Source organism: Mesorhizobium sp. BHscii, from assembly GCF_053848065.1.
The window spans coordinates 396052-412938 of sequence record NZ_JBSPKW010000001.1 but is presented as its reverse complement, the minus strand read 5'-3'; the positions used below and the strand labels follow the sequence as shown (position 1 = coordinate 412938).

At 61.7% G+C, this 16887-nt stretch carries 8 protein-coding genes; 3 read left to right on the top strand and 5 right to left on the bottom strand.

What is annotated here, in order from left to right; genetic code table 11:
• Positions 1-17: 17 nt before the first annotated feature.
• The 3 genes from ACWTU7_RS01895 to ACWTU7_RS01885 all read right to left on the bottom strand — a co-directional run bounded on the left by ACWTU7_RS01895 (position 18) and on the right by ACWTU7_RS01885 (position 1762).
• A complete protein-coding gene (locus ACWTU7_RS01895) occupies positions 18-458 on the bottom strand; it encodes a hypothetical protein (protein ID WP_455837503.1) in 441 nt (146 codons plus the stop codon).
• Positions 455-1456, bottom strand: a complete 1002-nt coding sequence (locus ACWTU7_RS01890; RefSeq protein ID WP_455837502.1) for a SctD/MshK family protein — start codon at positions 1454-1456, stop codon at positions 455-457. The genes ACWTU7_RS01895 and ACWTU7_RS01890 overlap by 4 nt, the downstream gene beginning before the upstream one ends.
• A gap of 120 nt (positions 1457-1576) precedes the next feature.
• Complete coding sequence (locus ACWTU7_RS01885) at positions 1577-1762, bottom strand: hypothetical protein (protein WP_065006916.1); 186 nt, start codon at positions 1760-1762, stop codon at positions 1577-1579.
• Between the two features lie 211 nt (positions 1763-1973).
• On the opposite strand from ACWTU7_RS01885, the gene ACWTU7_RS01880 reads away from it, so the two are divergent.
• Positions 1974-2834, top strand: a complete 861-nt coding sequence (locus ACWTU7_RS01880) for a MurR/RpiR family transcriptional regulator (RefSeq protein WP_455846486.1) — start codon at positions 1974-1976, stop codon at positions 2832-2834.
• Positions 2835-2923: 89 nt separating this feature from the next.
• Entirely contained in the window at positions 2924-14296 is an 11373-nt protein-coding gene (locus tag ACWTU7_RS01875) for a LysM peptidoglycan-binding domain-containing protein (protein ID WP_455837500.1), read from the top strand.
• Here the strand turns inward: ACWTU7_RS01875 and ACWTU7_RS01870 are convergent.
• Entirely contained in the window at positions 14269-15222 is a 954-nt protein-coding gene (locus ACWTU7_RS01870; protein WP_455837499.1) for a LysR family transcriptional regulator, read from the bottom strand. The genes ACWTU7_RS01875 and ACWTU7_RS01870 overlap by 28 nt on opposite strands.
• Positions 15223-15273: 51 nt before the next feature.
• Entirely contained in the window at positions 15274-15984 is a 711-nt protein-coding gene (locus ACWTU7_RS01865; protein WP_455837498.1) for a L,D-transpeptidase, read from the bottom strand.
• A gap of 235 nt (positions 15985-16219) precedes the next feature.
• On the opposite strand from ACWTU7_RS01865, the gene ACWTU7_RS01860 reads away from it, so the two are divergent.
• Complete coding sequence (locus ACWTU7_RS01860; protein WP_455846485.1) at positions 16220-16870, top strand: type III secretion protein; 651 nt, start codon at positions 16220-16222, stop codon at positions 16868-16870.
• Positions 16871-16887: the final 17 nt, after the last annotated feature.

Below are 16887 nucleotides of genomic sequence, written 5' to 3'. Positions count from 1 at the left end.
TGTGTCACGCGGATCGGTCAGGTTTCGATTCCTTCCTGTATCCGGCCAAGCAGATCGCGATGACGCTCGATTTCATCCTCCATCAGCGTTCTGGCAAGTGTCTTGAGTTGCTCGCCACCCTCAAGGCCGGGAACCAGATGGGTTACCAAATGCCGGAGAATAGGTACTGAGCGACGCAGGATGGCTGGCTCGGGAATACCCGGCATGACGAAGTTGATGAGTGCCTCATCAAGCGATTCGCTATTTGTGCCTCGAGACGGCTGGAATTCCGCGTTTTGCGGCTTTTCCGTACCAGCGGCCGATGTCGTCCCCTGAGCACGGCTGGCGGCTTTGTCGACGCCGTTCATCCGCCGCCGGTTGATTGCCTGACCGCGCACACCCTCCGCCTGCCGCACTTCGCGGCCGGTTGTATCGATCCTTGCCGTATCGAATCGCGGCCCTTCAAGCCGGCGGTTCACAGATATTTCAGCGCGACCGTGGCGCCGCCCTTCGTCAGAAGAAGTTCCGTCTCGCCAATGTGCTTGATGGTCCAGCCGTCATTCGTGAATGCACCTTCATGATAGCGTGCGCCATCGGCGGCGATGACGTAGGGCCGCTCGCCATACCAGATCGCCTGCAGCCTCAGGCGCGGAGCCTGCTCGGCGTTGCCGATCATGACATTGGAGACGAGGGGAATGTGCGCGCCGAACGTCTGGTCGAACCAGGATTGCGTTTCGGTCCAGGCACCATCCTTGTCATTGGGGATCATACCCGAGACCACGAGCCGTCCAGGTGATCGCTGAACAGCCAAAGTGCTGATGCCAGATTGATCGAGGCGCAGCCTGAGTTGGCTTTCCGCTTCGGCAGCACTGGGTATTTGCGTTGACGATGAATCGTTCAGGACACTTTGCCCGGCCTCGCCAGCAAAGGCCACTCTGATCGGGTCACGGTCTTGAGCGGATATCTTTTTGCCAATGTCGGGCTTGGCGAAAGAGAACCCATTCGCAGCGACGGAAACAGCGAACACGGCAAAGAGCACGCTGCCTGCAACCAGGAAGGGGCGATCAGAAACGGACCAGCGATTCGGCAGGCGTTCTGGGTTGACCAGCCGGATATGGGCATCGCCGATACTTATCGTGAGCGGCAGCTTGCAGCGGCTGCCTTGGCCTTCATGGATGATCTCGCCGGTGGCGAGTGTGACGTCGCCGCCGACGGCTTCGATTTCAATTTGGCTGCCCTTGCGCCGCAACCTTGCGTGGACCGGCGCGATGCCGGCATCCCTGAGGACAATGTCGGACTCCGTGCTGGAGCCAACAGTATACAGAGGCTCGACCAGACTGAGTTGGGCGCCCGCGTGAAATCCGTGCGTTACGCTCAGCGCAATGGAACGTCCGGATCTTGGGGCGTGGGTGATAATCGATCGGAGCCGGCGCCCGGGCTCCGCATCCCAATATTTGCCGATAGAATTAGCGGTCATGCCACTTCATCTCCCGCCGATGACAATTCAGACGCAGCCTGACAACGGCGTCGAAGCATTCTTGCCGTGCACTTGCGCCGCCGGTGCTTGCGGCGGCGCATGGGTTCGAAAATCCCCGCCTTAGGCCTTTTCAGCCGACTGGCCGAGCGTCCTTGCGGTGCTCATCAGCATGTCATGTTGGGATTTCGCGATCTCTTTTGTGATCTCGAGGCTAAACATGCGCTCCTGATGCTTGATCATCTTGTCCAGGTTCTGTTCCGGCGACCCGGCAGAGCCGGACGTAATGGGAGGGGTAGCAGCCATCATTGTCTCCTTGAGGGGCCGTTCAAGTTACAAACTCCGGAATCACGTCGAAGCGATCCGGCAGGTTGCAAAAGCAGCTTAAGGCAGGGTGATCGAAAATGAAAGTCCACTTGGAATATATGAACCACATCAGTTCCAACTGTTGCATTGCCGCCATTCGGGGAGTAACCTGCCATCGGGGTGAATGGGGTATTTTAGAATGGAACAAGGTCCTTTGGCGGAGCTGTTGGTCGAACGCTTCGAGAATATGCCGCCGCAGTTGCGGGTCGCCGCGCGTTTCGTGCTGGATCATCCTAAGGACGTCGCACTGATGTCGATGCGCGAGCAGGCGCACCAGGCCGGCGTTTCGCACAGCACGATGATGCGTTTGGCGCGATGGCTTGGCCTTGAAGGCTACGAGGATATGCGCAGCCTTTATGCGCGCGCGCTGCGTGAGACAGGCGCCGGTGAGCCGGCGCGACAGGGTATAGGGCAGGACGGCGATCCGGGATATTCGATTGCGGGGGTCGTCGCCGACACGCTCGCGGCCCAGATTTCAAGTCTAGGTGAATACGGCAATGCCTCACAATTCGTTGCCGCTGCCGAGCTCCTTGCACGATCGCGCAATCTGTTCGGTCTCGGCTCGCGCTCCGGTTATCCGGTCGCGAACCACTTCGTTCACATCATGTCGTTTCTAGCTGGCGGTGACCGCAAGGTGACGCTTGTCGGCGAGATGGGCGGACATGGTCTGGATGCCTTGCAGGGTGCGGGACGGGACGACGTCCTCCTTGCTGTGGGCATGTCTCCTTATGAACGCACGACGATCGACGTGGCGCGCCAGTCGGCTCGGCAGGGTGTCAGCGTGGTGGCAATCACCGATAGCAGCGTGTCGCCGCTGGCCCGGATCGCGCGGGAAACAATCATCGTTACGTCAAATTCGCAGTCGTTCTTTCGCAGCATGGCGCCGGCGTTCGCTGCCGTCGAAATTCTGGCGGCACTGACGGCTGTGCAGTCTGAAGTGAATGCTGCAGAACGAGTAAAACGGTCGGAAGAGCAACTCGCTGCTTTCGGCATTTATTGGAAGCCGCCCCGGTAAGCGGCCGGGGCATCCACTGTCGGGCGCGGGGGCGTTGACGGCAGGCAGACTGCCTGAACCAGGACTGGACCGGCTCCGGAGGTTGTTTGATGATCCGCCCGATTAACACCCTCAAGCCCCCGCCGCCGCCCAGGGTCGACCCAAAGGCCAGTGCCGAGCAGATTACGCGGCTGCAAACCGAAGTCACAAAGTTGCACAATGAAATCCGGCTCGCCAACAAGATGGGCGAGGCCGACGCGGCCGCGAGCGCTCGCCAGCGGCTGACGCAGGTCAATGCGGAACTGACGACGGCGCAGCCGACTGCCCCGGCGGCGGCGCAGCCAGGACCGGCGCCGCCTGCCGCAGTCACCGCAGCAAACGGCACCGGCGGCACCACAGCCGCGCCTGCGCTCTTCACGACGCAGAATTTCGGCGGTACGCCAAACCTTCTGCTGACCAGTGGTGAGCCCGACGCCGGCGGTGTTTCACCGGAAGTCGCCACGGCCAATGACATTTTCAAGGCGATCGAGGGCGGCAAAAGTATCGACAACATCGCCCACGAGCGGAACATGTCTCCCGAGCAGGTGGTGGCTGCTCTGAACGTCGACAAAATGACGGCGAGAGCGACTGAACATGCCAACGGCGACACCCGTACGGTGGTGATCGAAGACGGCAGCGGCCGCACGATCACCGAAAACCAAGATTATCACCACGGCGGCTATTACACCGAAGTGACGGGTCCCGACGGACATGCGACCTCCTCGCCGATCCGTGACGATCTCGGACGCAAGGAAACCACTAGCGTCGACCCGGGGACAGGCGCGATCACGACCAAGTTCGTCGACGATCTCGGCGACGGCTCAGTCACCGAACGCACGACGAATCCCCAAACCCGTATAACCACAACTACCGAAACGAACGGCGACGGTGCCGTCACCGTCACCAAGAACCTGCCGAATGGGTCGACGGTGGAGACGGTGACGCCCGCTGTCGGCCCCGCATTGCCGGTAACCACGGTCACGGGTCCGGGCGGCGAGGAAACCATCCTGGCGCATTCGCAGGCAGCAGACGGCTCGGGCGCGCCTTCGATCCAGGAACAGCTTGCCGAAGGCAAGAGCATCGAGGAGATCGCCGAGGAGCGCAATCTCACGCCGGAGCAGGTGATCGCCGAGCTGAACGCCGCCGGCCTCGAGGTGACGCAGGGCGGTGACGAAGGCGAGACCCTCCAGATCGTCGTCACTGATCCGGATACCGGCAAGACGGTCACCTACAACAACGACTACCAGCATGGTTCGCGTTCGGTGACCACCATCGAGGGAAATACCGAGACGACCGACATGGTCGACGGTAGCGGCAAGACCACCCACATCGAGCGCAACACCGAGACCGGCGAGCAGACCACCACCATCGTTGACCCCAAGAACAACACCGAAACGACGATCGTCTTCGACAAGGACGGCCGACGCACCGAAACCATCGTCGAGACGCTGAACGACGGCGAGCCGATCGATTACGAGGTCCAACCCGGTGACAATCTGAGCGACATCGCCGAGGCGCATGGTGTGACGCTGGAGGATCTCGCCGAGAGCAATCCGGAACTGTTCACCTCTCCGCGCGATCCCGACCTTATTCATCCGGGAGAGACCGTGGTGATCGAGGGTGCCACCAAGACCACCGTCAATGTGACGTTTAACGGCTACACGCTGACCACGTCGCCAGACGGCAACATAACGCTGACCAACGATACGACCGGCGCCGTTACGGATATCGCGGCCGGCACCGCACAACAGGCGCTGGCCGAGCTGCTGCTTTCCATCAATCCGAACAGCAGTGACCCGGAGCAGGCCAAGGAGGATTTAGTCGTCAAGACGACGCTGGACGGCATATTCGGCGGGGCGACGCCAGAGCTGACCACGGAGGCGCTTGAAAAGCAGCAGGCCGTGGTCGCTGCAATGGAATTATATGGTCCGGCACAAGACGCAACCGGCGCGACTCTCGACGGTGGTCCCACGTCGGTTGGTCCGTACGGGAACCCACCATCACCCACCGCTCCTTCAGGCGGAAAGTGGGTGCCGTTGCTGGTCGACGGGAGCTGGAAATGGTACGACCCGGAGGTGGCCAAGGCGATCGCAGCCGAGAATGTGGCGATTGCGAACTTCGGTGAGGCAGAAGCAAAGGCTGCGCAGAGCGCCGCACAGCTCGACGTCTATGCGCTGGACCCTGAATTCAAGAACGCCATGGAGGGTGCCGAGTCGACGCTCGACGAGGCGTTGGCGCCTTATGGACTGGATTGGAAGCCGCCCGAGCCGAAGGGCACGCTGGCAGATGCGCAAAACCGGTTGACCCTCGCCAACAACGCGCTTGAAAGCGCCAGCACTGCCCGGGCCGAATACGAGCAGGCGCAGCAGAGTCTTCTCGAAGCGATCGAAAAACAGGCAGACCTGCCGACGCTCAGCGATCCTAACCAGACGGCTGTCAGCAGCCCGGGTGGTCCCAGTGCCAAGGAAAGCAACCAACAAGGAAAGGCCGCGCACGCGGAGGTCGCCGAGCTCTTTACAAACGTTTCGCCACACACCGCCAACGGCAACAAGGCCACGGTCGACCAAATGATCAGCTCGACCGAGCTGGAGCTGAAGCTTACCGATGCCAAGCCTGGAAGCCCCGAATACACGGCCATCGAAGAGCGGCTTGAAGGTCTGCAAACGCTCCAGGGGGCCGCGGCCAATCAGGTGACCCTGGCCGAGGCATATCAGGAGTACGGGGTTGCACAGGCAGAGGCGGCGGATCTTGCCGTAACCATGGAGCCTCTCAAGCAGCAACTGCTTGCGCAGGCGCAGGAAAGAAACCCGCACCATTTCGATTGGGAAGGGTATACCAATGGACGTGGTGAGTTTACCGGCAAGATAAAATCGCAGGACATAGTCGAGGAGAACGGTCAGCTCTATGTCGTTACCACCTATGAGAACGACACTTTCACCGACGAGAACGGTGATGACACCAATGTGCATAAATCTGCCCTGACATACGCTCTCGACGACGAGAATATCAGGGAAGACTTCCGCAACGATCCACTCAACAAGCAGTGGCAGGAGATGCTGGCGTCGACGCGAGAGACATCGTCGGCCACGGTGTGCACAGCCAACGGTACGGGATCGCAATCGGCGCTGGACGCGGCCAAGTCGAAGATTGTCGGCGTGCAGGTCGACCAGCTTGATGCCGGGCTGAGAGATGCGAAGACTGTGCTCGTCGAGGCAACGACGGCACGCGACCAGGCGATCATCGACTACGGGCCGGGAACCGTAGAGGCGCCTGCCGGCACGCTTCAGCCAGGCGAAACGGCGGTGAAAATCAAGGTGAACGGCCGCGATCTCTGGGTCGCGCCAGAGGTTGCCGTTGCATTCGACAAGGAAGGGCCGGGCGCGATCGGCGACAGCGGCAAGTGGGTCCAGATCGAGATGGACGGCAAGATGCTGTGGGTGCACCCCGAAGTCGCGGCCGCGGAAATCGATCGAGGCCAGGCGGAGACCGAAAAGAACCAATTGGAGGACTGGGAAGAAAACGTGCGGCCGGCGATGGTGGCGGGGCGTGACTGGTACGCTTTTTCCGCAAGCCACCCCAAGCTCCTCGAATACGGTTCCGCCGAGCATGAGGCGAAACTCAAGTACGAGTATTTTGAAGAACACAAGGACCAGGCGCTGGCCAGCTATCAGGTGCAGTTCGAGAACCTCTACGAGGCCGGTTTCACTGGCGAATACGAGACATATTCGCCGGCCGAACTCAGCACTGCCGTTGGTCAGACCCTCGGCCTCGACCCATCGAACGAAGATGTCGAGAAGGTCACCGAAGAAATCACCGACCGCGCCGGCGACAACGCCGAGGTCAAGATCGTGCCGATTTTCTCCCTCGACGGCGGGACGGAATCGTCGACGGCATTGTTCGCCATCAAGAGCGGCGGCGACGAAATCGGCTATGTCGACAGCTCGGGCAAATATTACAGCAGCTTTGACGAATTCCAGCACGAGAATCGCATCTTCGGCGAGAAGGGCAATCTGGTCATGGCCAAGGGCGGCGACATGTCGCTCGGCAAGGGAGGTTTTTCGCTCGACGAACTGGAAGTGGCCGACGCACGCAAGGTGGATTTCTGGGACAAGGCTACCGACATTGGCCTTGGCATCGTGGCGGGCGTCTCAACCATTGTCTCGTTCGTGCCGGGCGGCCAATGGGCCATTCCCATCGCGATCGGCTCCGGTTCACTCCTTGGCGGCAAGGCTCTGATCAGAGAGGGTGATCACCTCCTGCAGGGCGGCGACTTCGACAGCCAGTCGGCCTGGAATGTCGCGACCGGCGTAACCGCATTCCTGCCCGTAGGCGCGGGTGCCTTGCGCACGTTCGGCTTGGCAAAGACAAGCCTGTCCAGGTCCCAGGCTTTCGCGGGCGGCTTTGGGATGACCCGCATGAAGGATGCCAGCTGGGGCATCGGCAGATTCCAGGTGAACGTAAAGGAGGCCTCTTATGCTGGTGAGGTCTCGGAGTTTATGCAAAGCGGCAACAAGCTGACGAACGCTGCGTGGACTCTCGATGCCGGCGCCGTGGTTACCGGCCTTCCGTTGCTCGGCAAATCGGTTGAGGATCTGGCGGCGCATGGCGGTGAGATGTCCCTGCTCGAGCTCGCGAACGCAGTCATGGGCATAGGCGTCGGCACTGTCGGCACGGGCTTGGGCGGCCGCTCGCTGTTGTCCAACATGCCTGGAGCGGGCGGCACTCGGAGCGGAACTCATACGTCGGCCAGTTTTCCTGGCGGACCGGATTCGGGGCCGCAACCGCGGGCCGTCTACGAGATGGGCCCTGACGGTGTCTACAGGCCCACCGGCGAACAGGTCGTGCCAGATCCAGATGAGATCATCATCGATGGCGACGTGGTCGGCGAAACGTCCGGCCAGCAGGGGCCTGGTTTCGGTGCCCCAGAAGGTTCGCGCAACGGGGCGGAGGCCGGAAATCCCGGTCAGCGCGCGCTGCCGGCCGGCGAGTCCGATGGTCCGAACCCGCCGCCACCCACGGGTGGCAAGGATGATCCATCAGGCGACGTCCAGCCGTCGCGGCCGATGGTCGTGCATGAGCAAGGCCCCGACGGCGTCTATCGCCCGACCGACAAACTGGTCTTCCACGATCCCAGCCACCCCGTCGTCGAGGGGACGGTTGTCAACGTCCACGATGAAGGGCCGAGCGCCCCGGGCGAGCGCGGCGATCCCGAGAATGCCAGCGACCGAGGCGCCCAGGGAGCGCGTGAGCAGAATGTGCGCGTCCCCGCCGACGGCGATCCGATCGTGGTTCCGCCGGTCCGCGGCGACGGAACGACGCGCCCGGCCGAGAGCGGCTTCCGGCTCGTCTGGGACCCGGCGACCAAGACGTTCACCGGCATGCCGAGGCCCAATCCCGCGGAATACGTCTACACCAGCGGCAAGGATCCGCAGCAGACGGGCTATCTCGACGGCGCACGCCCTTCCGACCCCGCCGTGCTGGCCACCCCGGACGAGCTCCTGCTCCAGTCCGAAACGGAAACACGCGGGGCGGAAGGCACCCGCCCGTTGATGCGCTACACTCTCGGCAACCGCCATACCGGCGAGATGCTCGTCGATTTCAACCTACCGGAAGCGCAGAGATTTGTCGCCATACCCGAACCCAAGGCGATCACGGCCGCGCCGGAGCCGGTGCCGCCTCCTGTCGAGCTCGACCCTTCCTTGCCGGTGCTTTATCTCGGCGCCGATGGCCGCTGGACAACCGATCCGAACGCCCGCACGCAGCCACCGGCCTTGACGGACACCGGGCACCCTAGCCCGGTTCGACCCGACGGCACGCCGGTCATCAACAATTTCTCGTCAAACCCATACAGCTTCGGCCAGACGTTCAATGCCGTCAAAGCCGGCCTGCGGCGCATCGGCACGCGTTACCTGAATACCGAACCGCGTTATGACTATCCGAAGCTCGGCGAACTGGTCGACAGCATCTATCATCGGCCGGTTCCGCAGGACGGAGTCACCGCCGGACAGGACATCTATGTTGAGGCCGGCGGCGAATACCTGCCGGCCAAGGTCATCGTGGCCGGCCCGCAGGCGAGCATGACCCGCGACATCGTCTTGCCGGGCGAGCATGCGACGGATGCCGGCTACCTCAGTTCCGGCCCGACCGTCGAACGCGCCAAGCGCGGCTCGATAACCACGCCGAACGGCCAGCTCAGGGTCAACACCCCGGCACGGGAAGTCCATACGTTCGATCCTGCCGACAATCCGGAAGTCAGCCATCGCTCGGCGCTCGGCGAGACCCTGGCCGCGACCTTGCCGGCGCTTCCCGACGATACGGCGACGCCCGCGCCGACGTGGGCGCCCGAGCAGGTGGAACTCGTCGGCGACTACCTCCATTCCCTCGAACGTTCCAGCGATCCGGTCGTGCGCGATGCGGTGACCATGACTAGAGTGCAACTCGGGGGCAGGGGCTTGCCTCAGTCTGGCACGGAGATGACGCAGGCTCAGCATGATGCGCTTGTCGAAATGCTCAGCGCCGACCGGAACAGCCCGTTCACCGGCTCCAAGCCGGTCGGCCAGCTTTCGATGAACGGCTTGACGACCCTCCAGGTGTTCAGCGCTCAGGGCAAGCTGCCGCATCTCTCGCCGGGAGAAGTGATCGACCAACTCGGCCTGTCGACCGACGCCAGGCTGCCTCGCGGCGAGCAGTTCTTTACCGCCGGGGCGCTGCCAGGAGAAGCCGGCTGGACCGATGCCGGCCGTGGCATCGTCGGCGATTACCTCAAGGCTGCGTCAGGCTCCACCGATCCGAACCTTGCCGCCGCGGCAGATGCCGCCTCGCCGTTTTTCAAGGGGCGCGCCACGAAGCCCGGCAAGGCCGTGACCGCCGCGCAGCAGGATGCGCTCATGCAAGTCCTGGAGGCCGACAGTGGCAGCACGTGGGTCTACGGTCCGAAGCTTCAGCCGGAGTCTTCGTTCAACCCCGCCGGCAAGCTTTCGCCGGAAGGCCGCTACAATGCGAAGGTTCTGTCCGGCCACGACACCTGGACCCCGTATCTTTGGCGAGAGATGCGCGGTTACGCCGCCAACCAGCAGAAATCCGCGGACCCCGCGGTCCAGTCGCTCGCGCACGCCTTGGAGAACGCGCTGCCCGCAAGCAAGCCCAAGGCCGGAACCGAAATCAACAGCGACGTGCCCATCCTGCTGGAGCGGTTGCTGGATGCCGACAAGGCGAGTTCGTGGCGCGCCCCGACATTCTTCACGGATGCACAAGGGGTCTGGCGGTCCGACCGCGCGACCGTTTCCTGGTTCTTGCAGGAACACGAAGCCAATGTCTTGGGTGGGCCGATGCTGAACGACCTAGCCGCCCGCACAGTCGGCCTCGGCGGATCGATGCTCGGCATTAAGGTGCCGCTGCCCAGCCGGCAGGTCTATGGGGAACTCAGTCTGAAGAACAACGGCCCGGACGGCACGGGCTTTCTGCTCCCGGTCCATCCCAACGACGCGAAGGGCCAGAAACTTTTCGTCAATGGATACCGGCCGAATTTCGCTTATGACGAGGCTGCGGCTCCATCCGCCCGGTGGGTCGCATCGGCCCCGATGATGTCGAAGAACACGTTCCAGAAAGAAAACGCCGTTGGCGCTTCGATATCCTTCGCTGGCTTCTCCCTGGGTGGGGCCTACGTCAAACGCACGCTGCTCTATCTCGGTGGCGAAGGCGGCCGGCCGGGGTATACGCGTAGAGAATCTGGCCCGCTCAGCCAAATGGCAGCCTCCTTTTGGGAAGAAGCTGCGAGAGGTGGTGCCAGCCACTATAGCTCCGAAGGCAAGGTGCCCGGTTTCGAGGATCGTGTCCTCTACCGGAACTACAACGTCATTCCGCCCTTCGGAGGCGGCAAGGAACCCTGGCGCGGTAGCCCTGCCTTCGAAGGCGTTCCGCGCGAGGCGGGCGCCGGGCCACTTAACCGCCTGGACCGCACGGACCACGGCGTCGGTTTGGCCGCAAACCTTGGGCAATGGCCGCTAACGACGGTAGAAGTCGGTTCGGTGAGGAAGGACCTGGTGCCGCATACCCGTACCGCCCGCGCACACCCCGGATCCTCCGAAGGCGCGCAAAAGGTTTTCTCCGCGCTGGAGACTTCGCATGGGCGACTGACGCCGGGCGTCCTGCAGCATCTCGACGCTTATCTCGCCGAGGTTGCGGCATCGCCGCACGGCGATTTAAGGTTCGCTGGTCAGCGCGTGTTGGATGTATTCCCGGAATTGGGCGTGGCACCATATCCGGACCAACTCGCCACCACCGGCGGACGGCCCGACGGGATGGGCAAGCCAGCGTGGAAAGCGTTGCGGCAACAGCTGGATCAGCAGGCCCGCAGCGAACTGACGCCCACGCAGGCCCATTACCTCAACCGGCTGCTTGAGCAGGATGTGCTGCACAATTCGCCGCCGGTAAATGGCTTGCCGCCGGCTGGCGAGGGCCCGATCGCTCCCCGCAGTCCGGCGCCCAGGCCAGCGCCGAACGGGCAGGGTTTTGCAGCAGAGGGGTCATTGGGCCCGTCATTCGCCAAGCCGCTGACGCAGGCCGAAATCGCGACCAACCGCCAGGAGGCGGCGAGCCTGCTCGACGACATGCTCCATCAGAACCTCGGCATGCCGGAAGTCAGCAAGGCCAATCTTATAGATCAGCTCAGCCGGTCGCCGACGCTGATCGAACTTCTGCGCGGCGCTCACGCGAAAGGCGTACGCATCGTCAACCCGGCGCGGCACGACCTCCGGATTTTCGACGCCAACTCCGGCGACGATCTGACGGCGACTGGATCACAATACGTCCGCGAGGTGGGAGTAGTCTTTGTCGATGCCGAGACATTCCGCGCAGCCGATGCGGACAGCGACACCGTACTTGCCGAATTCGTCGACACGCTCGGCCACGAGTTGTCCCATGTTGCGGACGCTCCGATCGAGCTTCATCCCGACAATTTTCCAGATCGGCAGGCATATAAGAATGCCGTGGTCTCTGCCTATTTGAACGTCGAGGGCGAAGCGACATTTGTTCAATATGCTGCTGCCGACGAGCTGGCGGTCAATAGCGGCAAGCCAGCTGCTATCCTTGGCGCCGAGTGGAATTCGGCCCAGGCCGATATATTCGCCCGATACAAGGCTGGCGAGATTGATCGATCGCAAGCCGTTGAGGAAATGGCGACGCTATTCACGGACAAGCAGTCGAGCACTGCGGACGGAACCTACGGGGAGTTTTATGGCCGGCTCGCGGATGAGCGATACGACTACCACGCGTCCACTGGTTCCCACTCTCCGGCTGAAACTCGCCATCCCGCACCAGCAAACAAGGGCCAATCCGCTCCGAACAATGGACCGCTCACCCGAGATGGCGTCAGAGCGACCCCGCTTGACCAGGTGCCAGATCTCGTCATGGGCGATTTCCAGCCGACCCAGATTCCATGGCTTAAGCGCGAGCAGGTGGCCGAGCTGACGGAACAGCAGTTCCGCGACATGGATCAGGCCCGCTTGCTGCCCTATCTGACCAAGAGCCAATTGCGCGGTATCCCGAAGGCAAAGATAGGCCAGGTCAACATCGCGGGCCTCGGCGGTAAACAGATTCCTTGGCTGACCGGGGGCCACATCCGGAATGCGACCGACCAGCAGTTCCGGGATCTCGGTAAAACCGGTTTGACGCCTCACCTGACGAAACCACAGTTGCGGGCGATAAAAGGAGACATGGTCGAGTTCGTTGACATGTCGAAGCTGGAAGCGCGCCAGGTTCCATGGTTCAAGCCCAGCCAGGTCGCGAAGTTCACATCACAGCAATTCAAGGATCTGGGCGAGGCCGGATTGCTGAAGAACCTCACCGAGCCCCAGGTTCCGGCGATCCCCGAGACCATGATCGATTCCGTGGACGTGGCGAAGCTCGATCCCAAGCAGGTGCCGTGGCTGAGCGAGAAGCAGATTCCGGTGCTGAACCGTGATCAGTGGGGTGCCTTCACGATCCACCACACCGAAGCTCTGACCCAGCCGCAGATCGAAGCGGTGACACCAAAACAGTACGGGGAAATGAGCCCCGGCCAGTTCCGCAAGTTCACGCTTGAGCAGTTCGAGTGGATGAGTGGGGATCAGACGAACGCCCTCTCCGTGCTGCAACTGACCACCTATCGGGCGACCCATAAAAAGGCGATGACGCCGGATCAGGCCACCAGCGTCGATCTGGCCCTCAGCCATGCCAGGACGCGGGAAAACACTCAGGCACTCGCCACCTTTGGCGGCATGTCGACCACCTCCGTCATGTTGTGGAGCTCGTTGCCGCCAACCTGGACCGCCACCGCCGGAGCGGTGGCATTTGGCGTGCGAGGCGTCGTTTTCGGTGCGCAGGCGCTCTTCCCCAATGCAACCGCAAATCACAAGCCGTTCGGGCGGTTCCTCAACGCGCTCGGCGGAGCCACATTCATTGCCGCAGCGCCAGGTGCCGCGACCGGGATGATCCAGGGTAAGGATCTTGTCGTCAACAGCACGTTCACGCTCGGCAACATCGTCTATGGCACGAAGTCGATGCTGCAGTCGTTCACCGGCAGACCGGTGATCCGAAACCTGGCCGAATATCTGGCTGGACCCGGCTATGTGCTTGGCTGCGCCTTCTATACGGTGCACTCCTGGCCGGCGCCGATCGCCACAGTCGCCGGCACCATGTTCACCTTCGGCTGCGCGGAATTCTGGGCGTCGGCCATAAGGACGGACCGGATGAATCGCCGTTCAGTACCGCGAACCGATGCTGATATCGCGGCGGCGGAAAAGTCCGACAAAAGATGGGCTGCATGGGACCGGTGGACTCTGGGCATCACCTTCGGCGTTGGGATGCTTCTTTTCTCACTGGACGCCCTGCTCGCGGAGCCTTGGGAGGGCGCGAAGCCGACCCCTCCACCCGATCCGAAAAAACCGGATGGCGATGCCTCGTCCCAGCAACCCGATGATCCTTCGGATGTGCCAGATGCGCCGCAGATCCCGGAGGAGGATTTCCCGCAACTTGTCGTGGTCGCCGATGACGGCCTGAATTTGCGGACCCAGCCTGATGAGGATTCGACTGTGGTGACGGTTCTGCAACCCGGGACATTCGTCGAGCAGACCGCGAAGCCCTCGACCGATCAGTCAGGGGAGGCCTGGATACCCGTCGAAGGTTTCGGGCCGGACGGCAATTTGCATAGCGGCTGGGTTTCTGGCGACCAAGTCAAGGTTCATCCCGACGGCAGCAGCAATCCTGAGGGCCGCACGAATCCAACGCTAGAGAAAGACGGCTACCAGTGGGTCGAGGTCCAGAACGGCGACAGCATTCGCCTGATCGCCAAGACCCATTCTGCGGATGTGGCGGAGACGGTGGTGCTCAATATGGATCATATCCTGAGTCCGGATATGATCTTCTCAGGCGACCGCATCTACCTGCCGGCCACCTTGGTCGGCTGAGAAACCGCGGGCCTAGTTCTCGCAGCATATGCATGCGCAACGCAGGCGGCCAGCTTTGCCGCCCGCTCCGCTATCGGATTGGATGGTTCGGAAGAGTAGGAGGCGGTAAATTGCAAGTCGGACGGGTGCCATTCGCATTCGACGACGCGCAGTTTACCGCTTGCGATATAGTCTTGGACGACTCCCTCAGGCAGGGAGGCTATTCCGATTCCGTTGAGTGTCATCTTGATGGAAGCGGCCAGCGAATTGGCCGGAAAGATGCGCGGCGTCTCTTCGAATTCGTCGGTGAGCTTGCGGTAGAGTTCGCTATAGGGTCGCGTGGTGCGCGCGTAGCTGATGATTGGAAACTGCATCAGGTCGTTCAGCGTCACCTCGCGCCGGTTGGGCAAATCCAATTGCGGCGAGCAGACCCAGACAAAAGGAAAGGACGGCATCTCGATATTCTCGATGCTGTACTCCAGGATAGGGCCCATCAACACCGCAAGATCGAGCCGGTGTGACATGAGTTCGTTGCGAAGGGTCGTCGTCGAATCGACGACGATATCCGTGTCGACAAGCGGATAGTTTGCTTTCAGTGCCTTGAGGAAATCCGGAAGCCAAGTGTGCACGATCGTTTCGGCAACGCCAAGCCTCAGCACCCTCGTCGTCTCTGATGTCTCTGAAAGAGAGCTGGCCATCAGTTGCAGCCGCTCCGCTACGCGCAGAACCCGTTGAGCAGGTATTAGCAACCGTTGCCCCTCGGCGGTCAGCCTGACTGTGCTGCTCTGCCGCTCGAACAGCCTGGTACCAAGCGCTTCCTCCAACCCGGCAATTCGGGTGGACACCGCCGGCTGCGTGGTGTTCAGGCGTTCCGCCGCCTTTCGAAAGCTTCCGAAGGTCGCCACCAGGAGAAAGGTTTCGAGCTGCTTGATGTTGAAAGGTATCACGACGGTAAGTCCCTCATATTGCAGCTTTCGGAGGAAGGGGGCGTCGGACCATCAATGCCGTACAATGATCTGGGTACCGATCCTCACGCGGTCATAAAGATCGATGACATCTTCGTTGGTCATGCGAATGCAACCGGAGGAATTGGCCTGTCCGACGGTCCATGGCTGGTTAGTGCCGTGGACGCGATAAAGCGTGTTGCCGATATACAATGCGCGCGCGCCCAATGGATTGTTCGGCCCTCCCTTGACATGTGCGGGCAGGAAGCGGCCTTTCGAGGCTTCCCTGGATCGCATTTCGGCCGGCGGCCGCCAGTCTGGCCAGTTCTTTTTGTCCGAAATCGTATCGCGGCCGGACCATTCCAATCCCTCCTTTCCAACGCCCACCGCGTAACGCAGTGCTCTGCCGTTCCCCAAGATGTAGTAAAGGCGCCGCTCCGTAGTGTTGATCACGATCGATCCCTTCGGTTGAGCCTCGCTGAAATGTACGATCTCCCTAAGGATTGCTGACCACTCGGGCCGGATTTCTCCATCCGAAGTCTGGTCGGGAGCGGAAGGGGAGACCAGCACATTTCTTGCCGGATCGTAAGTCCAGCTTCGTGGGTCATAACCGCTATTCGATTGGGCCTGCGCCGGCGCCATGGTGGCAACCGACGTGGCAGCAACCAGAACTGATGCACACAATCTCTGGATGAAGCGCGGGCTGATCAGGATTTTGCTTCCCGCAACGCTGACGCCAACAGGCAAGTTCGCAAGCAGGATCATGATTGCCGCCACCAAGACCGATCCCTTCTGCATCCAGGCGTTCGGTCGGCGATCACCTGATTCCAGCGCGCACCATATCGCTTTGCTGGCGGTTCGCAACATTTGGCACCAAATGCTCAGGCGCAATCCAATTGGACTTCCAATTCTGCGATGTGCACGATAGAGTGAATCGGCGGGTAAACCATGAGACAAGCGACGCGGGCCATCGCTCGTGCGTCCCTTTGCGGTAGGACCAATGTTGACGGGACGCGATACCTGCCATGCCGATCGGTTCTCGGAAGCCAGGGCTGCTTTCGTCGCCTGCGCTCTTGCGACGATCCTCGTGTTCGGCCTTGCCTCGTCGCCGGCCAATGCCGCCGAACCGCGCTGGCCTGCCGGCCCGTACAAATACATCACCGTCGATCAATCGGTGGCCGACGCGCTGGTCGAGCTAGGCCGCAACATGCGGGCGCCCATGCGTGTCAGCAAGCTGGTAAAGGGGCGTTTAAGCGCCGGCATGCCGGTTGGAACGGCCCGCGAGTTTCTGCAAGAAATTTGCAATCGATACGGGTTGGTCTGGCATTTCGACGGCATCGTCATGAACGTCGCGACCGAAGCTGAAGTCCGGACGGAAATGATCCCGCTTGATGCCAATACGGCTGCCAGTGCGGAAGATCGGCTTTCGCGGCTCGGGGTTATCGACCCGAAGTTTCCTATAAAGGTGTCCAAGCAAGACGATGTTGTCTCGGTATCGGGGCCGCCGTCCTACGTTGAACTTGTCAGGAAAACACTGGGAGTTCCTGCGGCGCCGAGCACGAAGCAGGATGATGGCAAAGTTGTTCCGGTCCGCGTTTTCCGCGGAAGGCAGGCGGAGGCGCAGAATGTTCCCTCCGGCAAACCGAACTAAGAAAGCAGGAGGGCAGG